This window comes from Myxococcota bacterium, assembly GCA_035498015.1.
In the GTDB taxonomy this organism is placed as follows: Bacteria; Myxococcota_A; UBA9160; order SZUA-336; family SZUA-336; genus VGRW01.
Genome location: DATKAO010000245.1, coordinates 1 through 23564, shown reverse-complemented (window position 1 = coordinate 23564; position 23564 = coordinate 1). Strand labels below are relative to the sequence as shown.

General features: G+C 71.8%; 24 protein-coding genes and 1 tRNA gene. 15 read left to right on the top strand and 10 right to left on the bottom strand.

Annotation, left to right across the window (positions count from 1 at the left end; genetic code table 11):
- Positions 1–381: 381 nt before the first annotated feature.
- Positions 382–454, bottom strand: a tRNA-Thr gene (locus VMR86_21800).
- Positions 455–563: 109 nt separating this feature from the next.
- Between VMR86_21800 and VMR86_21795 the strand changes: the two genes are divergently transcribed.
- Positions 564–1826, top strand: a complete 1263-nt coding sequence (locus tag VMR86_21795) for a glycosyltransferase family 4 protein (protein HTO09700.1) — start codon at positions 564–566, stop codon at positions 1824–1826.
- A gap of 47 nt (positions 1827–1873) precedes the next feature.
- On the opposite strand, the gene VMR86_21790 is transcribed toward VMR86_21795, so the two are convergent.
- Both VMR86_21790 and VMR86_21785 read right to left on the bottom strand, forming a co-directional pair.
- The gene (locus VMR86_21790; protein ID HTO09699.1) at positions 1874–2419 is read right to left on the bottom strand and encodes a hypothetical protein; all 546 of its coding nucleotides are present in this window, start codon (positions 2417–2419) and stop codon (positions 1874–1876) included.
- A 49-nt stretch (positions 2420–2468) separates the two neighbouring features.
- On the bottom strand, positions 2469–3401 hold the full coding sequence (locus VMR86_21785) for a diacylglycerol kinase family protein (protein ID HTO09698.1): 933 nt from the start codon (positions 3399–3401) through the stop codon (positions 2469–2471).
- An 89-nt stretch (positions 3402–3490) separates the two neighbouring features.
- Here VMR86_21785 and VMR86_21780 point away from each other — a divergent pair, with 89 nt between their 5' ends.
- The 4 genes from VMR86_21780 to VMR86_21765 all read left to right on the top strand — a co-directional run bounded on the left by VMR86_21780 (position 3491) and on the right by VMR86_21765 (position 8203).
- A complete protein-coding gene (locus tag VMR86_21780; protein HTO09697.1) occupies positions 3491–4414 on the top strand; it encodes an aminotransferase class IV in 924 nt (307 codons plus the stop codon).
- Between the two features lie 15 nt (positions 4415–4429).
- Positions 4430–5428, top strand: coding sequence for a tryptophan--tRNA ligase (gene trpS / locus VMR86_21775; GenBank protein HTO09696.1), 999 nt, complete (start codon positions 4430–4432; stop codon positions 5426–5428).
- 4 nt (positions 5429–5432) lie between these two features.
- On the top strand, positions 5433–6197 hold the full coding sequence (locus VMR86_21770) for an SDR family oxidoreductase (protein HTO09695.1): 765 nt from the start codon (positions 5433–5435) through the stop codon (positions 6195–6197).
- Between the two features lie 125 nt (positions 6198–6322).
- The gene (locus VMR86_21765) at positions 6323–8203 is read left to right on the top strand and encodes an esterase-like activity of phytase family protein (GenBank protein HTO09694.1); all 1881 of its coding nucleotides are present in this window, start codon (positions 6323–6325) and stop codon (positions 8201–8203) included.
- Here VMR86_21765 and VMR86_21760 read toward each other — a convergent pair.
- Positions 8200–8805, bottom strand: coding sequence for a nuclear transport factor 2 family protein (locus tag VMR86_21760; GenBank protein ID HTO09693.1), 606 nt, complete (start codon positions 8803–8805; stop codon positions 8200–8202). The genes VMR86_21765 and VMR86_21760 overlap by 4 nt on opposite strands.
- Positions 8806–8889: 84 nt before the next feature.
- Here VMR86_21760 and VMR86_21755 point away from each other — a divergent pair, with 84 nt between their 5' ends.
- The 6 genes from VMR86_21755 to VMR86_21730 are packed head-to-tail and all read left to right on the top strand — an operon-like array spanning position 8890 to position 14739.
- Positions 8890–9549: a class I SAM-dependent methyltransferase gene (locus tag VMR86_21755; GenBank protein HTO09692.1), complete on the top strand. Its 660-nt coding sequence runs from the start codon at positions 8890–8892 to the stop codon at positions 9547–9549.
- A gap of 3 nt (positions 9550–9552) precedes the next feature.
- On the top strand, positions 9553–10377 hold the full coding sequence (locus VMR86_21750; protein ID HTO09691.1) for a Gfo/Idh/MocA family oxidoreductase: 825 nt from the start codon (positions 9553–9555) through the stop codon (positions 10375–10377).
- A gap of 11 nt (positions 10378–10388) precedes the next feature.
- Positions 10389–11399: a BMP family protein gene (locus VMR86_21745; GenBank protein HTO09690.1), complete on the top strand. Its 1011-nt coding sequence runs from the start codon at positions 10389–10391 to the stop codon at positions 11397–11399.
- Between the two features lie 3 nt (positions 11400–11402).
- Positions 11403–12851, top strand: coding sequence for an ATP-binding cassette domain-containing protein (locus VMR86_21740; GenBank protein ID HTO09689.1), 1449 nt, complete (start codon positions 11403–11405; stop codon positions 12849–12851).
- Positions 12848–13861, top strand: coding sequence for an ABC transporter permease (locus VMR86_21735; GenBank protein HTO09688.1), 1014 nt, complete (start codon positions 12848–12850; stop codon positions 13859–13861). The genes VMR86_21740 and VMR86_21735 overlap by 4 nt, the downstream gene beginning before the upstream one ends.
- A complete protein-coding gene (locus tag VMR86_21730) occupies positions 13858–14739 on the top strand; it encodes an ABC transporter permease (GenBank protein HTO09687.1) in 882 nt (293 codons plus the stop codon). The genes VMR86_21735 and VMR86_21730 overlap by 4 nt, the downstream gene beginning before the upstream one ends.
- Here the strand turns inward: VMR86_21730 and VMR86_21725 are convergent.
- From VMR86_21725 to VMR86_21710, 4 genes are read right to left on the bottom strand one after another with little or no spacing between them, the layout of a single operon-like run.
- Positions 14736–15224, bottom strand: a complete 489-nt coding sequence (locus VMR86_21725; protein HTO09686.1) for a hypothetical protein — start codon at positions 15222–15224, stop codon at positions 14736–14738. The two genes, VMR86_21730 and VMR86_21725, sit on opposite strands and share 4 nt — an antisense overlap.
- Positions 15221–16342, bottom strand: coding sequence for a DUF2157 domain-containing protein (locus tag VMR86_21720; protein HTO09685.1), 1122 nt, complete (start codon positions 16340–16342; stop codon positions 15221–15223). The genes VMR86_21725 and VMR86_21720 overlap by 4 nt, the downstream gene beginning before the upstream one ends.
- Before the next feature lie 17 nt (positions 16343–16359).
- Positions 16360–17469 carry a hypothetical protein gene (locus tag VMR86_21715; GenBank protein ID HTO09684.1) on the bottom strand — a complete coding sequence of 370 codons (1110 nt, stop codon included), beginning with the start codon at positions 17467–17469 and terminating at the stop codon, positions 16360–16362.
- On the bottom strand, positions 17466–19307 hold the full coding sequence (locus VMR86_21710) for a glycoside hydrolase family 20 zincin-like fold domain-containing protein (protein HTO09683.1): 1842 nt from the start codon (positions 19305–19307) through the stop codon (positions 17466–17468). The genes VMR86_21715 and VMR86_21710 overlap by 4 nt, the downstream gene beginning before the upstream one ends.
- Before the next feature lie 50 nt (positions 19308–19357).
- On the opposite strand from VMR86_21710, the gene VMR86_21705 reads away from it, so the two are divergent.
- Together VMR86_21705 and VMR86_21700 are read left to right on the top strand one after the other, a co-directional pair.
- Positions 19358–20650 carry a selenium-binding protein SBP56-related protein gene (locus tag VMR86_21705; GenBank protein ID HTO09682.1) on the top strand — a complete coding sequence of 431 codons (1293 nt, stop codon included), beginning with the start codon at positions 19358–19360 and terminating at the stop codon, positions 20648–20650.
- Positions 20651–20657: 7 nt separating this feature from the next.
- On the top strand, positions 20658–21233 hold the full coding sequence (locus VMR86_21700) for an SCO family protein (GenBank protein HTO09681.1): 576 nt from the start codon (positions 20658–20660) through the stop codon (positions 21231–21233).
- On the opposite strand, the gene VMR86_21695 is transcribed toward VMR86_21700, so the two are convergent.
- The gene (locus tag VMR86_21695) at positions 21213–22373 is read right to left on the bottom strand and encodes a M20/M25/M40 family metallo-hydrolase (protein ID HTO09680.1); all 1161 of its coding nucleotides are present in this window, start codon (positions 22371–22373) and stop codon (positions 21213–21215) included. The two genes, VMR86_21700 and VMR86_21695, sit on opposite strands and share 21 nt — an antisense overlap.
- Positions 22374–22476: 103 nt before the next feature.
- Here VMR86_21695 and VMR86_21690 point away from each other — a divergent pair, with 103 nt between their 5' ends.
- Both VMR86_21690 and VMR86_21685 read left to right on the top strand, forming a co-directional pair.
- Entirely contained in the window at positions 22477–22923 is a 447-nt protein-coding gene (locus tag VMR86_21690; GenBank protein HTO09679.1) for an Hsp20/alpha crystallin family protein, read from the top strand.
- A gap of 29 nt (positions 22924–22952) precedes the next feature.
- Positions 22953–23324, top strand: a complete 372-nt coding sequence (locus VMR86_21685) for an Hsp20/alpha crystallin family protein (protein ID HTO09678.1) — start codon at positions 22953–22955, stop codon at positions 23322–23324.
- A gap of 28 nt (positions 23325–23352) precedes the next feature.
- Here the strand turns inward: VMR86_21685 and VMR86_21680 are convergent.
- A partial coding sequence (locus VMR86_21680) for a VOC family protein (GenBank protein ID HTO09677.1) occupies positions 23353–23564 on the bottom strand: 212 nt, incomplete at its 5' end.

Sequence of the window (23564 nt, the reverse complement as noted above, 5' to 3'; positions counted from 1 at the left end):
TCATCGCGCTCGGCGCCTGAACAGCCTCGTGCAGGAGCTGGCGCACGGTGACCTCGTCGACGGCGACAGGCTTGTAGGCGCGCACGGCGCGGCGGGCGTGGATGGCATCGCGGAGATTCATGGGGCCTCCGTTTCTTGGCTCTGGGTGTACCGCAGCAGTATGTCGCAGTCGCGAGCCCGTACGCCTTCGCTTTTCATGCGTGATTCGATGGAATCGCCACTCGGCTTGGCGGCCTGGCGGCCCAGGCCTGTGGGCTCAGGCGCACGAAGTGACTCAGCAAGGATCGCTTCTGAGACTCACTGCCCAGCTGGCGGCAGGCGGGGACTGCGCCGACCTGCGAAGCGAGCCCGTGAGAACGTGACACCGAATCGTGTAGGCAAAGCCGACGCCCGGACTCGAACCGGGGACCTGCTGATTACGAATCAGCTGCTCTACCAGCTGAGCTACGTCGGCGCGAGGTCTTGGCGCGGAGGTGGATAGCCTAGCGCAAGCCGGCGTGCACCCGCGGCGGGGGCTGCGGGGCCGTTGCAGGCCCTCGGGCCGGATGCAATGTTGGGCGCGCGTGGCAAAGCTGGCTCACGACTTCCCGACGGTCGTGGCCGTGGTGCCCGAGCCCTTTCCGATACCGCCGGCGGCCGGGACCCCTCGGCCGTGGCACCTGCTGGGCGGATTGCGCGAGCGCGGGGCGAAGCTGTGCTTGCTCGGGGTGGTGGCGGACGACGACCGGAATTGGGACGCCTTTGTCGCCCAGGAGTCACTGCGCACGCTGTTCGGCGAGGTGCGCACCGTGCGGCGCGAGAGCCGGAGCTCGTTGTTCGCGGCGTTGCGCACGCGGGTCGAGGGCCGACCCGCTCTGGACCGGCGCCACAAGAACCCCACCGCGCTGGCGGCCGCGCAAGCGGCGGCGCGGTCGCTCGTGGCCGGGCACCGGCCGGCCGTCTTCTACTGCTGGACCCTGAATGCGCTGCAGTGGGTGCCCGAGGAGTGGTGGCCTGCGGTGGCGCTCGACCTCGTCGACTCACCCAGCATGACGGTCGAGCGGCGGCTGAAGAGTGACTCGGGTCTGTCGGCGCTGCGCCGCGCGGTGCTGCGGATCGAGCTGCCGGCGCTGCGCAGCTACCTCGACCGGGCGCTACGGCGCGTGGGGGCGGCGATCACGAACTCGAGCGCCGACCTGGCACATCTCGCCGCGAATCACGCGGGTGTGAATGCGCGGCTGCACCGCGTGATCGACGGCGGAGACGCCGCCTACTTCGCCCCGGAGCCGTTCGCCGCGGTCGCGGAGTCGTCGAATGAGCTCGTCTTCGTGGGCGCCATGACGTTTCCCCCCAACGCCGACGCCGCCCGCTTTCTCGCCCGGGAGATCCTGCCGATCGTGCGGCGCACTCACCCTGACCTGAAGGCCTGGCTGATCGGCCCCGACCCCGGCGGCGCGATCGCCGACCTGAACGACGGCGAGCGCGTCGTGGTCACCGGGTTCGTCGACGACGTGCGCCCCTATCTGAAGCGCGCGGCGGTGGTGGTGTCTCCGCTGCGCTTCGGCGCGGGCATGAAGAACAAGCTCCAGGCCGGTCTCGCGATGGAGAAGGCCATGGTGGTGAGTCCAGTCACTTGCGAGGGCTTCGACGACCTGGTGCCCGGCCGAGATGCGCTCGTGGCGAGCAGCGCGCCGGAGTTCGCGGCTCGTGTGTGCGAGCTGCTCGAGAGTCCCGAGCGGCGCCGCGCGCTGGGCAGCGCGGGGCGCGCGCTGATCCGCGCGCACTACACCTGGCCCGCGGCGGTGGACGCGCTCGTGCGCGCGATCGCGAGCTGCGAGCCGGTGTAGATCGCCGCCGACGTGGGGCTCAGGGCCGGCGGGCGACCGGCGCTGACTCAGGTCGGGCAATTGCCCTTGGGCACGAAGCGCTTCCCGATCTTGCCCTGCATCTGACAGTTTCCGTTCGTGCTCGACAGGAACGAGCCGATGCAGCTTCCCTTGGCCGACGACACGTCGCCGGACTTGGTCTTGCCCTGCATCGAGCACACCAGCTCTCCATCGAGCGTCGTGCCCTCCCAGCCGCCGAGCACGCCGGAGCACGAGGTCGCGTACTTCGCCGGGTCGGCCTCGGGCTGGACCTCTGTGTCACACAACCGGCTCGCCTGCAGCGACTTGATCGTGCCCCCGTCGCAGCTTCGAACCACGTAGACGCTGCCGTCCAGGGGATCGATCGTGATGTCGTCGGTCTTGGCGATGTCGCCCCCGACGCCCAGGATGTGGCCGATGAGCAGGGGGCCGCTCAACTCCTCCTTGGTGATCAGATAACGGCTGGAGCTGGCTTCGAAGCAGGTGACTTTCAGGTTGAGCTCGAACCAGTCAGCCCGAGCCTCGAGCGCGAGCGCACAGCTGGTAGCCAGAAGAAGGGTGGCGAGTGACCGCATGTTCGTCTCTCCTCTCGGAGAGACATCCTACTCCCAGGCCGGCAAGGAGTCAGTAAGAAACGAAACGGACCGCCGGGCCAGCCGAGACGCGGAGCGCCAGCGTCGGCGCATACAGGTCGGCATCCACGCTCCAGGGCTCGGGGGCTGCGAAGCGCAGCTCGACGGCCTTCGCGGCGTAGTGCGCGAGACAGCTCGCGGGCGTGGGAATGCCGAGCCTCTGTGCCGGCAGCTCGAGACACACGCGGAACGCCCCGGCGTCGGTGTACAGGAAGTGGATGCGCTCGGGGTCGCTGCCGGCCGTGCGGAAGGGGCGGAAGCCGAGGCCGATGTCGCGCACGCTCGCGGCGCCCATGACGGTGAAGCGCTCGACTTCGAGGTGCTCGCCGTCGACCACGATCGCCACGCGGCGCGCCTCGAACAGCTCGCGCGCCAGGCGCGTGCCCGTGAGCGCCGAGCGCGCGATGCGGCCCACCAGCGACGCGGCGGCGCGCGGGCCGAGCTCGTCGCCTTCGTAGTACTGCTCGAGCCAGCGCGCGGCGACGCCGTTCACGAAGATCAAGCCGGCGCGCGCGGGGCCCTCCTCGGGCTCGATCCGGACGAGCGGGCGAGTCACCTCGAGCACGGGCTTCGCGCCGTCGAGCAGGCGCATCAGCGTGGCTTCGGGACTGAGCCTCGCTTCGAGGCTCTGGGCGATCGTGTTGACCGTTCCGCCGGGGGTCAGTGTGACTGCCGGAAGCGGCGTGCCATTCCAGATGCGCAGGAGAGGAGTCAGCGTGCCGCCCACCGTGCCGTCGCCGCCGACCAGCACGAGCTTTTCGACCCCCAGGTCGCGCAAGCGCGCGAGCGCCCGGTCGAGCTCGTCTTGGGTCTCGGTGAAGCACAGGTACTCGGGGGGCAGGAGCCGGCCCAGGCGCTCGCCCAGGCTGCGCTCCACGCGCGCGCGCCTGGCGTGCGCGTTCACGATCACCCCGGGCGCCTTCATGCCCGGGCTCCTGGCCCGCCGGTCTCCCCCACCGCGAGGGAAAACTAGCCGATCGCGCGGGCTCGGGAAGACGGGCTAGACTGCGCGCCATGTCATTGTCGGAGCGCAGGATTTGGGTGAACGGCCGGCTCGTGCCCTGGGCCGAGGCGACCGTGCACGTGCTGTCCCAGTCGATCCAACGCGGGACGCTGGTGTTCGACGTGATGCCCATCTACTGGGTGAAGCGCGGGCCCGCGATCCTGGGGCTGGACGAGCACGTCGAGCGCTTCGTGCAGTCGATGCAGCTGGCCGGCATGGCGCCGCCCTACGGCGTGCGCGAGCTGCGCGCGGGCATCGCCGAGCTGGTGCGCGCCAACCCGGGCTCGGAGCTGGTGAAGGTCAGCGCCTACTACCCGGGCGTGTCACTCGACGTGCTGCCGGTCGACCCCAAGCCCGACGTCGCGCTCGCCGCGTTCTCGATCGGCGACGTGATTGCCGGCGGCAAGCGCGCCAATGCGGGCGGCCCGGCGAAGCTGCAGATCGCGACCTCGGTCAAGATGCCCGCGAGCGTGCTGTCGCCCCAGGTGAAGATCGCCGCCGGTTACACGCACGCGGCGTTCGCCAAGCAGCGCGCGCGCGCGGCGGGCTTCCACGACGTGCTCTTCCTCGACGGCGCCGGCTCACTCACCGAGTCGTCGACGCAGAGCTTCTTCCTGGTGGTGGATGGCGCGCTCCACACGGGCGGGCTCGACTCGGTGCTCGACGGCATCACACGGCGACTCACGATCGAGCTCGCGCGCGACCTCGGCTACGACGTGAAGGAGGGCCGCATGCCGCGCGAGCTCCTGGGCCGCGCGCGCGAGGCGTTCCTGACCGGCACCACGACCAACGTGTGGCCGATCGCGCAGATCGACTCACTCGAGCTGCCCAAGCCCGTGCCGGGGCCGGTGAGCGCGAAGCTCTCGTCGCGCTTCAAGGCGCTGGTCGCCGACGAGGACCCGACCTTCTCGAAGCGCTGGCTGCAGGCGGTCTAGTTGGGCGCAAGAGCGTTGCAGGAGCGCCCGCGCATCCGCGGGCAGCAGGTGCTCGCGGGCATCCAGCCTTCGGGCGTGCTGCACCTGGGCAACTACTTCGGCGCACTGCGCCAGTTCATCGACCTGCAGGACGGGAACCGGGCGGCCTACTTCATGGCCGACCTGCACTCGCTCACCAGCATCCACGACGCCAAGCGCCGGCGCGAGCTGACTCAGGCCGCGGCGCTCGACTTCCTGGCCATGGGCGTGGACCCGAAGCGCTCGGTGCTCTACCGCCAGAGCGACTTCCCGGAAGTCACCGAGCTGGCCTGGATCCTGACCACGGTGACTCCCATGGGACTCTTGCAGCGCTGTGTCTCGTACAAGGAGAAGCTCGAGCAGGGGCTGAAGCCCGATCACGGCCTGTTCGCCTACCCGGTGCTGCAGGCCGCCGACATCCTGATCTGGCGCGCCGACCTGGTGCCGGTGGGCCAGGACCAGAAGCAGCACCTGGAAGTGACTCGCGACGTCGCGGTGAAGTTCAACCTGACCTACCGCGAGGTGTTCAAGCTGCCCGAGCCGTACATCCTGGAAGAGACCGCGGTCATTCCCGGCACCGACGGCCGCAAGATGAGCAAGACCGCCGGGAACGGCATCGAGATGTTCGCGCCCGACAAGCAGCTCAAGAAACAGGTCATGGGCATCGTGACCGATTCCAAGGGCGTCGACGAGCCGAAGGAGCCCGACGGCTCGACCGTCTTCCAGCTCTACGCGCTGTTCGCGAACCCCGAGGAGCGCGCCGCCATGGCGCAGGCGTTCCGCCAGGGCGGGCTGGGCTACGGCGACGCCAAGAAGGCGCTGCTCGACAAGGTCATGGCGCACTTCGGGCCGGCGCGCGCGCGGCGGCGCGAGCTCGAGTCACGCCCCGACACCGTGGAGGACATCCTGCGGGACGGCGCGGCGCGCGCGCGCGCCGCCACCGCGGAGCTCATGGACGAAGTGCGTTCGGCCGCGGGACTGGGCCCGCCGAGGTGAGTCGATGGAGATCGAGGGCAAGGCAGCGATCGTGACCGGCGGCGGGACCGGGGTGGGGCGCGCGACGGCGCTCGACCTGGCGTCGCGCGGCTGCTCCGTGGTGATCAACTACAGCCGCTCGCGCGAAGACGCGGAGCGCACGGCCGCCGAGTGCGCGCGCAAAGGCGTGTTCGCGATCCCGTACCAGGCCGACGTGGCCGACGACGCCGCCTGCCGCGAGATGGTCGAGGTGTGCATGAGTGAGCTCGGCCAGCTCGACATCCTGGTGCAGAGCGCGGGCACGACCGTGTTCGTGCCGCACGGTGACCTCGACAAGCTCACGACCGACGACTGGCAGCGGATCTTCCAGGTCAACGTGGTGGCGCCCTTCCAGGTGGTGCGCGCCGCGCGCAAGGCGCTCGAGCAGTCGGGCCGCGGCTCCGTGGTCATGGTGTCGAGCGTCGCGGGCATCGTCGGCACGGGCAGCTCGATTCCCTACTGCGCCTCGAAGGCGGCGCTCAACAACCTGGTGATCACGCTCGCGCGCGCGCTCGCGCCGAAGATCCGCGTGAACGGCGTCGCCCCGGGGGCGATCACCGGGCGCTGGCTCAAGCAGGGTTGGGGCGAATCCTACGACGCGATCATGAAGGGCGTGTCGGCGCGCGTGCCGCTGGGCCGCCCGTCGGAGCCCGAAGACATCTCGGCCGCGATCCTCGCGCTGCTCTCCGGCTCCGACATGGTCACCGGCCAGGTGATCGTGTGTGACGGCGGGATGACGCTCGGCGGCTGAGTTGCTCGCCAAATCGTGACTCGCGTGTGCGGGCTCTCATTCGAGAGGTCGCACCATCGTCACCCCGCGCGCCAGGGAAGCGCGTTACACCTTCGCCGTCGATCCACGACGGAGGTGGGTGAGTCATGCGGCTTCTGCACTGGTTTGTCTTCGGGTGGATCGGCATTGCAGCTGCCGCGCCCGCTCACGGCGCGGCGCTGATCCGGATCACGGAGTGGCAGTACAACGGCGACGAGTTCATCGAGCTCACCAACGTGGGCGACGTCGCGCAGGACATGACCCACTGGAGCTTCAGCGACAACACGGAGCTCCCGGCCAACGTGTCGCTGACGCCGCTCGGCACGATCCAGCCGCACGCGAGCGCGCTGATCACCGAGCGCTCGGCCGACGCGTTTCGCGCGTCGTGGGACCTGGCGGTGAACATCGCCATCCTGGGCAACAACTCCCAGAACCTGGGCCGCGCCGACGAGATCAACCTCTACGACGCCAGCACGGCGCTGGTCGACCGGCTCACCTACAACGACGCCACGGGGCAGGGCCCGCGCACGCTGAACGTGAGCGGCAACATTCCGTTCGCGGCGCTGGGCACGAACAACGCGAGCGCGGCGGTGCTCTCCGTGCCGGGTGACCTGTACGGCTCGATCACGAGCCAGGACGGCTTCATCGGGAACCCGGGTCACTACTCGCCGGTGCCCGAGCCGACCACGCTGGCGCTCTTCGCGCTCGTGGCGCTGCTCTTCGGCGGCCTCGCGAGCCGCGCCGAGGCCGCGCCGTACTACATCGGCACGGGCCTGATCCCGGGCGATGCGACCGACGGCTCCGGCCTCACCGGCACGCTGGAGGACGGAGTCACTCCCGGAAACCGGATCGGCGGCCTGGGCTCCGCGATCGCCTACACCGGGAACGGCAGCTTGTACATCGCCACCCCCGACCGCGGCCCCGCGGACGGCACCACGAGCTACGCGGACCGCTACTACACGGTCCAGGTGAACGTCGACCCCAACGCGCACACCGTGACTCCCACGGTCGTGGCCACGCACCTGCTCACGAACCAGTCGGGCCAGCAGCTCACTGGCTCGGCCGCGGCCTTCGACGCCACGAACTCACCGGCGAGCCTGCGGCTCGACCCGGAAGGCGTGCGCGCCGGCCGCGACGGCACGCTGTGGATCTCCGACGAGTACGGCCCGTTCGTCTACCAGTTCGACGCCGCGGGCCAGCGCATCGGCTCGTTCACGCCGCCCGCGAAGTTCCTGATCTCGAACCCGAACGCGAACGGCACGCTCGAGCTCCCGCCCGGCAACACCAGCGGCCGCCAGAGCAACCGCGGCATGGAGGGCCTCGCGATCACGCCCGACGGCTCGCACCTGGTGGGCGCCATGCAGAGCCCGCTGATCCAGGACGGCGCGCTGAACGCCGCCAACGGCCGGGTCGGCGTCAACCTGCGGCTGCTCGCCATGGACCTGACCCAGGGCACGAGTCAGGAGTATCTCTACCAGCTGGACACCGGGAGCCTCGGCGTGTCCGAGATCCTCGCGATCAACGACCACCAGTTCCTCGTGCTCGAGCGCGACGGGAACGCGGGCAGCAACGCGGCCTTCAAGAACCTGTTCCTCGTCAGCACGGCGGGCGCGGCCGACGTCAGCGGCATCCCCAACCTGCCCACGAACGGCCCGCTGCCCTCGGGCGCGGTCCCGCTCGCCAAGGCGGTGTTCCTGAACCTGCTCGACCCGAGCTTCGGGCTGGCCGGCGCGGGCTTCCCGGAGAAGATCGAGGGCATCGCGTTCGGCCCCGACCTGCCCAACGGCGACCATCTCTTGCTGGTCACGAGTGACAACGACTTCGGCGCGACCAACCCGACGCGCGTCTTCGCGTTCGGCATCCCCGCCGCGGATCTGCCGGGCTTCCAGGCGCAGACCTTCGACTCCGTCCTGCCGGAGCCGGGCGTGTCACTCGTGATCGGGACTGCGCTGGCGGCGCTCGCGCTCGTGCGGCGGCGCGCCGCCTAGAGGTCCATCGGATCGACCGCGGAGCCCTCCTCGTCGTCTTCCTCGACGGCGGCGGGGGCGGGCTTCGGCCGCGGCGGCGTCTGGCGCGGCGGCGGCGGCGCCTGCGCGGGCATGAGCGCGCGCGGGTCGTAGTAGAAGCGCTCCGCGCACACCTTGTCGCCGCGCACCTCGTGGATCGCCACCTCGACCAGCTTCACCTGCCGGCCGTCCTTGAAGGTGATGTTGGCCTCCCACTCGATCGCGATCGTCTTGCCCGACACGAACACGTGGCGCGCCTTCCAGGTCGCCGCCCGCAGCCCGGCGAGCCAGCCCGCGAGCTTCGAGCGGAGTGACTGGAGGCCGGTCACCGTGCCGCCGGCGGGCTCCTCGGAGACGGCGTCCTCGGTGTAGAGCTTGCCCAGGTCGAGGTTGAACTCGTCGTCCATGGCGGTGACGATGCGCCGGGCCAGCTCCTCGGCCGGCGTGGGCCGCCGCGACGGCGCGCGCACGGCGGCGCTCTTCTTGCGGCCCGGCTTCTTGGCCCCCTTGCGCGCGGTGGTGACGGCCGGCTTCTTGGCGGCGGGCTTCCGCGCGGTGGACTTCTTGCGAGCACCTATGGCCATGCGAGGCTCCCCCTGCTCGGTTTGCGCGAATTCTATCAGCGGGTTTCAGGGCGCAAAGACCCTTTCTGGTAGACTCGGGCTCCGGTGCCGAAGTACACGCCAGTGACCGACGCCCTGCACGAGTATTTGCTCGCGCACCGCAGCCCCGACGACCCCGTGCTGGAGGAGCTGCGCGCCGAGACGCGGCGGCTCATGGGCGAACGCTCGGGTATGCAGATCTCGGCCGAGGAGGGGACCTTCCTCGCGCTGCTCGTGGCGGCCACCGGCGCCCGGCGCGTGCTCGAGGTCGGCACGTTCACCGGCTACAGCGCCCTGTGTATGGCGCGGGCGCTCCCGCCGGGCGGGAAGCTCCTGTGCTGCGACGTGAGCGAGGAGTACACCGCGGTGGCGCGGCGCTACTGGCAGAAGGCCGGCGTGGCCGACCGGATCGAGCTGCGGATCGGACCCGCGCTCGACACCCTGCGCGCGCTGCCCGCCGGTGAGTCGCTGGACTTCGCGTTCATCGACGCGGACAAGGAGAACTACCGGGCGTACTACGAGGAGATCCTCCCGCGCCTGCGGCCCGGGGGCCTGGTCGCGCTCGACAACGTGCTGTGGTCGGGGCGGGTGCTCGCCGAAGACGACCAGAGCCCGAACACCGTGGCGATCCGCCAGGTCAACGACCACGTGGCCGCCGACCGGCGCGTGCAATCGGTCATGCTGGGGCTGTCCGACGGCGTGACCCTCGTGCGCAAGCTGGGCTGAGCCGTGCCGGCGACACGGCGCGGTGTCGCCGTGGTCGGGGCAGGCCGTGCCGGCCAGGCGCGCATGCGCGCGCTCGAGGCGAGCCCGCGCGCCCGGCTCGCGGCCGTGGTGACTCGCGGCGACCCGCTCGCTCCGGTGCTCGCGGACCCCGAGGTGACTGCCGTGATCGTGTGCACGCCGAACGCGCTCCACGCCGGCGCGGCACGCGCCGCGCTGGCTGCGGGGAAGCACGTCGCGGTGGAGTTCCCCCTGGCGGCGACGGCTCCGGAGGCGAGCGCGCTGTTCGCCGCGGCCTGCGCGCGCGGGCTCGTGCTGCACGAGGAGCACATCGAGCTGCTCTCGCCCTCGCAGGCGGCGCTGCGCGTGCAGGCGCGGCTGCTCGGTCCGCCGCGCGCGGGCAGCGTGCGCTTCTCGGGTGACTCGGCGGGCTGGATCGGCGATCCCGCGCTCGCGGGCAGCCCGGCGCTCGGTGCGCTCGCGCGCCTGCACCGGCTGGTCGACCTGTTCGGTCCGGCCGAGCTGCGCGGCGCGCGCCTGGGCGCCGGCGCGCTGCGGCGGCTCGAGGTCGAGCTCGCCTTCGCCGGCGGCGGGGTGGTGACTCTGGTCGAGGAACGGGGACCGGGCCTCGCGCGCAGCACCGACTGGTCGATCGAGTGCGCGCGCGGCCGGCTCGCGACGCCCCCGCCCGAGCCGCCCGGTGCGCTCTTCGCGCGCGACCTCGAGGTGTTTCTCGACCGCATCGAGAGCGGCGCCGAGTCATACGTGTCGGACGCCCGCGTGCTCGAGCTGCTCGAGCTCGTCGGGGCGATCGAGCGGCGGCTCTGTTAGGCTACGCCCCCGTGAGAGGCTGGGCCCGGAAGCTCGTCGGCAGCGCGCTGTGCGCGCTCGCGGTCACTGCCTGCAAGCGCGCGAGCGAGCCGGCTCCCTCGGCCGAGCCGACCGGCGTTCCGAACTTCAAGGTGGCCCTGCTGACTCCCGGCTCGATCCGCGACGGCGGCTGGAACCAGAGCGCGTACGAGGGTCTGCAGATGATCCACACCGCGCTCGGCGCCGAGGTCGCGCACCAGGAGACGAAGACACCGCAGGACTTCGAGTCGGGCTTCCGCGACTTCGCGGCGCGCGGCTTCAACCTGGTGTTCGGCCATGGCTTCGAGTTCCAGGACGCGGCCGCGAAGGTCGCCAACGACTACCCGCGGACCGTGTTCATCACCACCAGCGGCTCGACCCTGCGCGGCAACGTGGCGCCGATCGTGTTCGAGCTCGAGGACGCGACCTTCCTGCTCGGCTTCGCGGGCGCGAAGCTCTCGAAGACGGGCAAGCTCGGCGCGGTGGGCGGCGTGAAGATCCCGTCGGTGGAGAGCACGTTCACCGCGTTCGAGGCGGGCGCAAAGCGCGCGCGGCCCGATGCGCAGGTCACGATCTCGTACATCGGCGGCTGGACAGACACCGCGGCGGCGCGCGAGGCCACGCTCGCGCAGATCGCGGCGGGCGCGGACGTGCTGATCCACAACGCGAACGAGGCCGCCGCCGGCTTCTTCCAGGCCGTGACCGACAGCCCGGGTGTCTGGGCGTTCGGCACCAACAAGAATCAGAACGACGCGGCGCCGGGTCACGTGCTGGCCTCGGCCACGCTCGACGTGCCGCGCGCGCTCCTGCTCGTGGCCACCGAGGTTCAGAAGGGCTCCTTCGAGTCGCACCCGATGCGCTTCGGCCTGGCGAGCGACGTGATTCGCGTCGAGTGGAACGACGCGCTCAAGGCGCAGATCCCCGAAGGGCTGCGCGAGGAGCTCGACCGGCTGGCGAAACAGATCGCGTCGGGCGCGCTGCAGGTCCCGCGCGGGAACTTCTAGCGCGTGGCGCGCGTCGCGCTGCGCGACATCCGCAAGCGCTTCGGCGCGACCGAGGCACTGCGCGGCGCGAGTCTCTCGCTCGAGCCGGGCTCGATCCACGCGCTCCTGGGCGAGAACGGCGCGGGCAAGACCACGCTCGTGCGCACGCTCTACGGCAGCGTGCGGCCCGACGCAGGCGAGATCCGCATCGACGACGTGCCGGTCGCGATCGACGGGCCGCGCCGCGCGCTCGCGCTGGGCATCGCGCTGGTGCCGCAGCACTCCATGCTCGTGCCGGCGCTGTCGGTCGCGGAGAACCTGCTGCTGGGGGAGCCGGGAGCCGCCTGGCTCTCGCGCGAGCGTCTGCACGCGCGGGCGCGCGAGCTGCTGGCGGGCTCGGCCCAGGGGATCGACCTCGACGCGCGCGCCGAGTCACTCTCGGTCGGCGAGCTGCAGCGGCTCGAGATCGCGCGCGCACTGGCGCGCGGCGCGCGCGTGCTCGTGCTCGACGAGCCGACCGCCGTGCTCGCACCCTCCGAGGTCGACGCGCTGCTGCGCCATCTGGTCGAGCTGCGCGCGCGCGGGATGTCGATCGTGCTGATCTCGCACAAGCTCGAGGAGATCAGCGCGGTGGCCGACCAGGTGACCGTGCTGCGCGCGGGCGAGACCGTCGCGAGTCAGGCGCTGGCCGGCATGAGCGCGGCGGAGCTGGGCCGGCTCATGGTCGGCGACGCGCTGCCGCCGGCGGGGCAGCCGCCGGAGTCACGGCCCGGACCGCCCGCGCTGCGCCTGCTCGGAGTCACTGCGCCGGGACTGCACGGTATCGACCTCGAGGTCGAGGCGGGCGAGATCGTGGCGCTCGCCGGCATCGACGGAAACGGCCAGCAGCCGCTCGAGGAGCTGTTCGCGGGTGTGCGCACGCCCGAGGCCGGCGCGCTCGAGGTGCTGCACGCGCCGCTGGCGCTGCTCTCCGGCGACCGGCAGCGCACGGGCCTGGTGCTCGAGCTCTCCGTGGCCGAGAACCTGGTGCTGCCCGAGGCGGCGCAGGGCGGCGCGCCGCCGGTGTTCCATGCGGGCCTGGTGAGTCCGGGTGAGCTCGCGGCGGCGGCCGAGGCGGCGATCGCGCGCTTCGCGATCCGCGCGCGGCCGAGTGACCCGGCGCGCAGGCTCTCCGGCGGGAACCAGCAGAAGCTGTGCGTGGCGCGCGCGCTGCGGAGGGATCCCGGCGTACTCGTGGCGGTGAACCCCACGCGCGGCCTCGACCTGGCCGCCACGGCCGCCGTGCGCGAAGAGCTGCGCGCCCAGGCCCGCGCCGCTGCAGCCGTGCTCGTGATCTCGACCGAGCTCGACGAGGTGCTCGAGCTCGGGCAACGCATCTTCGTGTTGTTCCGCGGACGGCTCCTGCCGGTGCCCGACGGCGAGCACACGCGCGCCGCGATCGGCCGGCGCATGCTGGGCGAGGCGCCCGGGTGAGCCGGCTGCGCGCGCTGGCCGGACCTGCGGCGGCAGCGCTGATTGCAGCTGCGCTCGCCGGAGCATGGCTTGCAGCGCTCGGCGCGGACCCGGTGGCGGCGCTGCGGGCTCTCGCCGAGGGCGCATTCGGTGACTCGCTCGCGCTCGAGAACACGCTGGTGCGCGCGGGCCCGCTGCTGCTGGTCGGCCTCGGCGTCGCGCTCTGCTTTCGCTGCGGCATCTGGAACATCGGCGGCGAGGGCCAGCTGCTCGCGGGCGCGCTCGCGGCCACGGCGCTCGTGACTCGCGGGTTCGGGCCGGACGCGGGCGTGGGTGTCCTTGTGTTGGCCCTGCTCGCCGGCGCGGCGGCCGGCGCGGCGTGGGCGGCGCTTGCGGCGCTGTTGCGCGTGCAGCGCGGGGTGTCGGAGGTGCTGTCGACGATCCTGCTCAACTTCATCGCGGCGCTGCTCGTGGCGTGGGCGGTGCACGGGCCGCTCCAGGAGGCGAGCGGCGCGTATCCACAGAGCGATGCCTTCCCCGAGGCCGCGCGGCTTTTGCTCCTGCCCGGACTGACTCGCGTGCACGCGGGGCTGTTGATCGCGGCCGCGCTGCCGTTCGCGCTCTGGGTCGTGCTGTTCCGCACGGCCGCGGGGCTGCGCCTGCGCGCGGTGGGCCTGTCACCCGACGCCGCGCGCTACGCGGGAGTGTCTCCCGAGCGCGAGACCGTGCGGGTGCTCGTGATCTCGGGCGCGCTCGCGGGCCTGGCCGGCGGGCTGGAGGTCGCGGGAGTCACCGGCCGGCTGTTCGAGAACCTGGCCACGGGCTACGGCTTCACCGCGATCGCGGTGGCGCTGCTCGCCCGGCTGCATCCACTGGGCGTGATTCCTTCGGCCGTCGTGTTCGCGGGGCTCGCCACGGGCAGCGGCGCCATGCAGCGCGCGGCGGGCGTACCGTCGGTGGCCGTGCAGGTGATCGAGGCGCTGGTGATCTTTCTGTCGGTCGGGTTCGCGCTGCCGCGGAGGGACACGTGATCGACGCTCCGACGCTCCTCTTGCTGGCCTCGACCGTGCGCTTCGCGACGCCGCTCGCGCTCGCGGCCATGGGCGAGCTCGTGGCCGAGCGCGCGGGTGTGCTGAACGTGGGCATCGAGGGCATGATGCTCGCCGGAGCGCTCGCGGCCTACGAGGTGGGCGCGGCGACCGGCTCGGTCACGCTCGCGTGCGCCGCTGCGGTGGCCGCGGCGTGCGCGCTCGCGCTCGTGTTCGCCGCCTTCGCGCTCGGGCGCCGCGCCGATCCGATCGTATCGGGCACGGCGTTGAACATCCTGGCGCTCGGCGCCACGGGCTCGCTGTTCCGCTGGCTGCACCCCGCGGGCGAGTCACTGTCGCGCGCACCGCAGATGGCCGCGCTCGCCGGGGCGAACGGCTTCACGCTGATCGCGGGGTGTCTGGTGGTCGCGGTCGCGCTGTTTCTCGGGCGCACGCGGCCCGGGCTCTCGCTGCGCGCGGTCGGCGAGCGGGCGGAGGCCGCCGACGCGCAGGGCATCTCGGTCGGCCGCGTGCGGCTCGCAGCCACGTTGTTCGGCGGCGCGTGCGCCGGGCTGGCCGGGGCGTCACTCGTGCTCTGGCTCTCGGACGTGTTCGTCGAGGCCATGACCAGCGGACGCGGCTTCATTGCGCTCTCGCTCGTGCTGTTCGGCGGCTACCGGCCCGCGCGCATCGTCGGCGGGGCGGTGCTGTTCGGCGCGGCGAGCGCGCTGCAGTTCCGGCTGCAGGCCGCGGGCTCGGCGCTGCCCTACACGCTGCTGCTCATGACTCCCTACGTGCTCACGCTGGCGGTCCTCGCGCTGTTCGCCGGGCGCTCGCGCGCGCCGGCGGACCTGGCGCGGCCGTTCCGCGCCCGCGACTAGGGTGACTCGGGCGGCAGCGCGTCGAGCGGCACCATCTGGCCCTCGCGCTCGACGCCGAGCTGGATCGGCCGCGGCACGCCCAGGCTGGGCACGGTCACTTCGGCCCACAGCTCGCGGTGCAGGCGCGTCGGGTCCTGCGCGCGGTCGGAGATGAAGAAGGCCGCGGGCTCGCGCAGCAGCAGAGGCGGCTGAGCCCCGCGCCCGAGGCGCACGTGCGTGTGCGTGCTCTGGTCGACGGGAACCGCGCGCAGGTGGCCGTCTTCGACGTTCAGCACCACGGGCTGACCGTCGCGGAGCCCGTCGCCTTCGATCGCCAGCGCGAGCTGCGCGTAGCGACCGCGCAGCGGCAGGTAGGGATCGACCTGCGCGACGCGCACCCAGACACGCGGGCGCGTCCAGCGGTCGAGCAGGTACTTTCCGCCCAGCGTCAGCACGAGCGCCACGTGGATCGCCGCCAGCGCGAGCCCCCGGCTCCGGGCCGTCATGGCGTCACACTCACGCGCCGCACCAGCCGCCGGCGCGTGCGCTCGAGCAGCACGCCGGCTCCGATGAACACCACGCCCATCACGACCAGGCTGGCCGAGCGCTCGAGCTTGTCGAACACGTTCGTGAAGTAGAACACCACGAGCGTCACGCCGAACAGCGCGATGCCCAGGTTGATACGCGAGGGCAGTGACTCCGTGACGCCCCAGGCGATCATGCCGATCGCGCCCAGGCCGCACCACACGTACACGAGCGGCTCCTTCTCGAGCGACCCGCCCGCATTCGCGCAGATCGCGACCAGGATCACGACCCAGGCGGCCGCGATGCCGAGCGTCCAGACCCGCGCGCCGTGCAGGCCGTACCCGACCGCGAGCGGCAGCCCGATCGCGAGCAGCCAGCCCCCGGCCAGCCAGGAGGGTGAGTCGACCGCATTTGGCGCGTGAGAGGACTCGCTCGCCGCCGCCATCGCGAAGAACAGCAGCGGCCAGAACGCGACCAGCCCGATCCAATGCAGGCTGCGGCGCGCCGGCGTCTGCAGGTCGGGCGTGAGCGCGGTGAGATACGCAATGGCCAGCAGGAGCCAGCCCGCCGCGAGCGGGCGCGCCGCGTTCACGACCAGCTCGGTGCGCACGATCCACTCACTGCCGATCCAGGCCGGCCAGAGCAGCGCGGTGAGCGCGAGCTGCGGCCAGCTGCGCACCAGCGCGAGGCCCGCCGTCGCGCCGACCGCCCACAGGAGCACGCCACCCGGCCAGTGCTCGTCGAGGTTGAAGATCTGGCCGCACAGGAAGATGCCCGCGCCCAGACTCACGCTGCCCAGCGCGTGCAGCGCCAGCCCGAGCACCGGGAAGCGCTCCAGCGTGTACGCGCCCGCGGCGTGGAAGCCGCCCACCATGGCCAGCACCAACGCGAAGCGCGCGAGCGGCGAGAGGGCGTCCCACTGCGCCTCCACGAACAACAGGATGCCCGCGCCGAGCAGCACGCCGCCCAGCGCGATCGCGATGCGCACGGGCCAGCCAAAGCGTGACTCGTGCCCCTGCTCGGCTTCGAAGGCGCGAATGCGCGCGACCGCCGCCTCGTCCAAGAGACCCGCCCGCTGCCAGCGTTCGAGTGAGTCCATCGGGCGCCGAGGATACTCTACTCGCCGAGCACGCGCTTGCGAAACTCACGCACGACCGGCAAGCGGTCGAGCCAGGCCGAGGCGTCGGCGCGGAAGGCGTCGTTGGGACTCACCGGGCCCGCGAAGCCGGGCGGGATCTGACTCATCCAGACCGGCGGGTCGTCGAACTCGAGATAGTGGTACTCCATGGCCGGCACCACGAGGTCGTCGGGCACCGTCACGTCGATCGTGCGCACGCCGTAGCGCGACAGCTCCGTGGTGAGCGGCTGCGGGTAGCCGAGCCAGACCAGGCGAGGCGCGGCGAAGAACAGGTACTGCATGCGGCGGTTGGTGGACAGCAGGCGATAGCGGTCGACGCGGCCTTCGTAGAGCCGGCTGTGTGAGTGGGTGAGGTCGATGCGCGCTGCCGGCGAGAAGTCGGGCTCGAAGCCGCGCACGAACTCGAGCGACTCGGGCACGTTCGCGCGGCGGAAGCGCGCGATCGCGCGGCCGCCGTGCACGAGGTTGCGCGGGTTCGAGGCCGCGCGGCGCCGGGGTACGATGAAGTCGGGGTAGGCGATGATCTTGCGGTCGCCGCAGCGCCGCACCACGAGCGCCAGCGCCTGGGTGTCGGTGCGCACGCGCGCCGCGCGCTGAGTCAGTGACTCGACCGCCATCTGCAGCTCGAGCGGCAGGTCGGTGGTGTGCTCGGCGGAATACCAGGCCAGCTCGCCGTGCTCGCGCACCGGCTTCAGGTCGCCCTTGCCGATCCAGTTCTCGTCGGCGGACTTCGCGAAGTGCGAGGCGCAGCGCCAGAGCAGCGAGCCGTCCTTGTACAGGAGCCGCGCGTAGACCGAAGGCCGCTCCGACCGGCCCTCGCGCAGCGCGAGATAGGCCACGAAGAAGCGCACGTCCTCGTTCTGGCGCACGTCGCACAGGTAGTAGGTGACGCCGAAGAGCTCGAGCTTGTATCTCGGCCGGTAGCCCAGCGCGAGCAGCCGCCGCGGGTTGCGCCGGGCCGAGCCCACGCAGCGCACGCGCCGGCCGCCGTCGCTCTGCGCTGCGAACTCGCGCCAGACCTGCGCGGGCGACGCGGCGCTCGGCTCGATGCTCGGCACCACGCGCCGCTCGAGCAGAGGTGCCTTCACGCGCCGTACTCCGCGCGCGCATGCTCCAGCCGGCCGAGTGAGTCGCGCAGCCCGCCTTCGCGCGAGCGGGCGAGCCAGCAGGCGCGCTGCTCGTCGATCGCCTGGCCGAGCTCGCGCCGCAGGAGCTCCGCCGGCGGGCCTTCGTGGAGGCAGGCGTGCATGAGCCGGAACGCCCCGTGGCGCGCCAGCGCGGCCGCCTGGGACAGCTCGCGCGCCACGATGCGCCCGCCGAAGCCCTGCGGCGCGGCGCGGGCGAGCTCGGCGCGCGTGCGGTCGATCTCGTCGACGATCGCGTCGAGCCGCGCGCGGTCGGTGCGGCCCCAGGTCGGCTCGTAGCGGCGGAACGGGCGCAGCAGCGCCATCGCCAGCGGGCTCGAGTTCAGCGCGCGGATGCCCGTGCGCAGGTACAGCTCGCCCAGGCGCGCCAGCGCCGCGCCGATCGTGCCGGTGGCGTCGCGCACCACCAGCGCGTCGATCGCTCCGAACAGGTCGAGCTCGCCCTGTGACTCGCTCGCCCAGGCCAGCGCGGCGCCCAGACACAGCCCGGGCAGCGACACGACCGGCGGCTGCAGGTGCCCCAGGTCGCCCCAATCGGTGATCAGCATGCCGCGCGCGCCGAACTCGCGCGCCGCGCGGGCGGCGTCGCTCACGTTGCCAAGCGCATTGGGCACCCGGCCCACGAGCGACAGCCACGACGACGTGCCCGGGCAGACCGTGAACGGCACTCCGGCGCGCTGGTAGCGGCGCGCCTGCACCGCGAAGCCGCGGATCGCCTCCACGTCGACGCCCAGCGCCACGAGTGAGTCCCAGATGTTGCGCGGGATCTCCGCCGGATCGATCGGCGCCTCGTAGCCCCAGGCCAACGCCACCAGCCGCTCGCGCGGCAGCTCGGGAATCAGCTCCGGGTGCTGGCCGATGATGTCGCCCCAGAGCTGGACCGTGCGGCCCTCGGCCTGCAGGCCCGAGATCAGCTGGCTCACGTAGTTTAGATACACGCGCCCCTTGCCCTCGCGCTCGCAGCGCTCCTTGGAGCGCCCGCGGCCCAGCTCGAACGGCTCGTCGCAGCCGATGTTCACCTTGTGACTCGAGAAGCTCGGCAGGAGCTCCGCGTAGAGCGAGCGCACGAACGCGACCGCCTCGGGCGTGGGCGCGAGCGTCGAGCCCGGTCCCGGCGCGCCTTCCCCCAGCTCGGCCAGCGGCGCGTAGCGCGGGTGCCGGAGCCAGCGCTCCATGTGGCCGAAGCCGTTCTGGTTGGGCACGAGCTCGATGCCGCGCGCCGCGCACCAGCCGTCGATGGTGCGGATCTCGTCGGGCGTGAACGGCGAGGCGTCGCGCCAGACCTCGGCGTGGTCGCGGTAGGCGAAGGTGTGTTCGGTGTAGAGCTGGAGCTGATTCAGGCGCAGTGACTCGCACAGGTCGACCAGCTCGGCCACGGTGGCCATGGTGGGCACGCGGTCGCGCGACACGTCGAGCATGTAGCCGCGCTCGGCCAGCTCGGGCCAGTCGCGCATGTGCAGGCACGGCAGCTGTGACTCGCGCTGGCGCGCGATCTGCAGCAGCGCGCTCACGCCCCAGTTCAGCCCGCGCGCGTCGCGGCCGGAGACCTCGGCCCCGTCGGGCGTGATCGCGAGCTCGAAGCCCTCGGCGCCCGTGGCCTGGGCCGGGTCGATCCGCAGCGCCACGCGCGTGCGCAGCCCCGCCACCCGCTCGCGCGCCCGCGCCACCGTCACGGCCCGCGCGCCCCGCTGCGCGACCTCGGGCGCGCGGTCCAGAACACACACCCCGGGCGCGAACTCGAGCTCGCGCGGGCGGGGCAGGAGGTGGAGCTGACCTTTCATCGTTCTCCCCTCCTATACTTCTACGACGGCTCGAACGACGGGAGGACAGTATGACCGGGACACGACGTGCGCTCTTCACGGCCCTGTTCTGCGCCGCGCTGCTCGCGCCGGCGGCGTTTGCAGACGAGACCTGCCTCTCTCCGTTCCTGCCCAAGATCACCGGTCAGGAGGACTACGTCTACGTCTACACGCTCGGCGTTCCGGGCCTGGGCGACGGCAACGACAAGCTCGTGACTCTGGGCGCGAACCCGGCCAAGCCGGGCTACGGCAAGGTCGTGAGTCAGGTGTCGATGCCCGGCCGGCACGAGGCGCATCACGGTGACTTCACCGACGACCGCCGCTTCCTGTGGCTCGGCGGGCTGGACACGAGCGAGATCTTCGTGTTCGACGTGGCCAGCAACCCGGCCAAGCCGAAGCTAGAGAAGCGCATCTCGAACTTCGTGGCGAAGTCGGGCGGAGTGGTCGGACCCCACACCTTCTACGCGCTCCCGGGCCGCATGCTGATCACGGGTCTCTCGAACCAGAAGGACGGCGGCGGCAAGACGGCCATGGTCGAGTACACGAACGCCGGCCAGTTCATCCGCACGATCTGGATGCCGGCGGGCGCGGAATACGGATACGACGTGCGCGTGAAGCCGGATCTCAACCGCATGCTGACTTCTTCGTTCACGGGCCGGAAGAACTACATGCGACCGCTGGGCGAGCTGATGGGCGACGCCGAGGCCATGAAGCACTTCGGGAACACCATGGTGGTCTGGGATTTCCACGCGCGGAAGCCGCTGCAGACGCTGCAGGTGCCGGGCGCGCCGCTCGAGATCCGCTGGGCGCTCGACCCGAGACACTACTACGCCTTCACCTCGGCGGCGCTCACCGGCCGGCTCTGGGGCATCTTCCGCAAGGACGACGGCACGTTCGAGGCCGTGGACCTGGCGCCGATCGGCGATCCGGCCAAGCCGCCGCTGCCGGTCGACATCAGTCTCTCGTCGGACGACAAGTACCTGTTCGTCGACAGCTTCGTGGACGGCACGGTGCGCGTGTTCGACGTGTCGGATCCGCGCAAGCCCACGGTGATCCACGAGCAGAAGATCGGCGCGCAGGTCAACATGGTGTCGGAGAGCTGGGACGGGAAGCGGCTGTATTTCAGCTCGTCGCTGCTCTCGAACTGGGACAAGGGTGGAGCCGACGACGAGCAGTTCGTGAAGGCCTTCTCGTGGGACGGCAAGTCACTCGCGCCGCTGTTCGCCGTGGACTTCAAGGCCGAGAAGCTCGGCCGGCCGCACATCATGCGCTTCGGGCAAGACGGCTTCTGGGCCGGCGCGGCGGAGCCGACCGCCGGGGAGTGAGTCGCGCGTGACCGCCGCGCTCGCGCTGCTGCTCGCGCTGTTCCAGCCGCCGGCGCCGGGCACGTACGAGCTGCCGGCGGTGGGGCAGGTGCAGGAACGCTCGCTGTTCGACCCGGGCGGCGCGCGCGTGCCGTTCCCGGGGCTCGCGCCCGGGCAGGTGGCCGTGGTCGCGCTCGTCTACGGGAGCTGTCACGACGCCGGCGGCTGCCCCGCGTCGCTCGCGCTCTTGCGCGAGCTCGACCGCCGCCTCGCCAAGGACCCCGTGCGCGCGGCGCGCGTGCGGCTCGACTGCGTGAGCTTCGACCCCGAACGGGACACTCCCGAGCAGCTCGCGCACCTGCGCGAGCTGATGGCCCCGCAGAGCGACTGGCGCTTTCTCACGCCGGCGCGCGCCGAGCTCGCGCCCCTGTTGAAGGACTTCGGCCAGGACGTCGTGACCTTCGCCGACGGCGCCAAGCGCCACGTGGCCAAGGTGTATCTCCTGGACTCGCAGCGGCGCGTGCGGAACGTCTACGCGCCCGGGACCTTCGACGCCGACCTGGTGCTGGCCGACGTGGACACGCTAGGCGCGGGACGAAAATAGCGTCTCGAAGATCGAGCTCGCGGTGTCGATCTCGTCGATCGCGACCCACTCGTCTTTGGTGTGGGCCTGGGCGATCGAGCCCGGGCCGAACACCACGCCCGGCCAGCCGCGCGCGCTGAACTCGCCGGCGTCGGTGCCGAACGCGACGCCCGCGGTGGCGGTCTCGAGCCCGGCCTGCGCCAGCGCGGCCTGCAGCGCGGCCACCGAGGGGTCGTCGGGCGGCGTGGCGAGCAGGGCCTTCTCGAGCGTGCACCACTCGACGCGCACGTCGGGCAGGTCGTGCTTGGCGAGCGCGCCCTCGAGCTCGGCGCGCACCGACACGTCGTCGTCGCCCGGAATGCAGCGCCGGTCGAGGATCAGCCAGGCGTCGTCGGGCACGATGTTCGTGGCGCTGCCGCCGCCCATGCGCCCGACCGAGAGCGTGCCCGCGCCGAGCGCCGGATCGACGCGCGTGCCGAGCTCCTCGGCCAGCTCCTCCAGCGCCAGCACGGCGCGCGCCAGCGCGGTGATCGCGTTCTTGCCGCGCTGCGGCTCCGAGCTGTGACACGCGACCCCGGTCGCGCGCAGCTGCGCGTGCACGATGCCCTTGTGGCGAGTCACACAGCGCAGCTCGGTGGGCTCGGTGGCCACGACCCAGTCGGGCCGCTGCGCACCCAGGTGCGCGATCACGTCGCGCACGCCAACGCTGCCGAGCTCTTCGTCGGCCTCGCCCACCAGGATCACGTTGCGCCGCAGCCGTTTGTGCGCGAGCACGCGCTCGAGCGCAGACACCGCCGCCGCCATGCCGCTCTTCGTGTCACACGCGCCGCGCCCGAAGATGCGGCCTTGCGCCACGCGCGGGTCGAAGGGCGCGATCTCCATGCCGTCGACGGGTACGGTGTCGAGATGCGAAGCGATCAGGATCGTCTCCGCCGCGTCGGCCACGCGCGCCTCCGCCACGAGCGACGGCCGGTCCGGATCGCCGCCGACCAGCTCCGCATCCAATCCTAAGGCCCGCAACTGCGCGCGCAAATGCTCGGCGTAGCGCCGCTCGCCCGTGATCGCGGCGTCGAGGTCGCTGCGCCGCATGGGATTCACCGACGGAATCGCCACGTAGTCGCGCGTGTAGCGGACGGCGGCGCTCTCCTTGCGGCTGGGCATCGGCGCGATTCTAGGGCAGCCCCGGCAACTTGACTGGCCGACGCCCGTTTCTAGCGATTCGCTCGGCCCGGGAGGAACGGGCCGCAAACGAGGAGGCAATTCCATGGCGCTTTTCACTTTCAGTCGTGAGCTCGACCCGGTGAATGCGTTGTTCCGACTGCAGAACGAGTTGGAACGCGTATTCCAGAGTCCGCGTGGGCTCGAGGGCGGTCTCTTGGGTCGCGGCGTGCACCCGCCGGTGAATCTGTTCCGGCAGGACGGCGACGTCGTGATTCGCATCGAGGTCCCGGGCTTCGCGCCCGAAGACCTGTCGATCGAGAGTCGCGGTCAGACACTCTCGGTCGGCGGCAAGCGCTCCCAGGAGCCGGCCGCCGAGGGCGCGTACCACCGCCGCGAGCGCGTGGCGGGCGAGTTCTCGCGCTCGATCCAGCTGCCGCGCGACGTGGATCCGTCGCAGGCCGCCGCCAGCTGCAAGCACGGCGTTCTGACCGTGCGCGTTCCGGCGCGCGCCGAGGTGAAGCCCCGGCAGATCGCGGTCACTGCCCAATGACCCCGGAAACACAAGGAGGAACTTCGAACATGAACCCTGCCACTGAACCGAACACGCAGAACACGCGGCCCGGCCGCACGTTCGCGCCGAAGGTCGACATTCTCGAGACCGAAGCCGGCCTGCGCCTGTGGGCCGAGATGCCGGGCGTGGACGAGAACGCGATCGAGGTCGAGCTGGTCGACGGCGTGCTCTCGCTGCGCGGCCGCGTCGCGACCGCCGAGTACGACAATCTCGAGCCGCTCTACACCGAGTACGGCGTGGGCAACTTCGAGACGCGCTTCCGGCTCTCGAACGCGATCGACGGCGAGCGCATCCAGGCCAAGCTGCGCAACGGGGTGCTCGAACTGGAGCTGCCGAAGGTCGCAGCGGCCAAGCCCCGCAAGATCGAAATCGCGGCCTGATCCACGGCCCCCCACTCACTGGCCTCGGCTAGAGGTCAGGCGGGGCTCTCCGGAGCTCCGGGTCCGAGGGGCTCATGATGCCCACGTGAGTGCCGTCCGGGTCCTCGACGATTGCATATCGAGCGCCCCAGAAGGCATCGAACGGCGGCTGTGAGCTCCGGTGACCGAGGCCCGTGAGTTTTCCGTGGATCCGGTCCACGTCCTCGCGCGCGGGCACATGGAACGTGAGCACGATCCGTG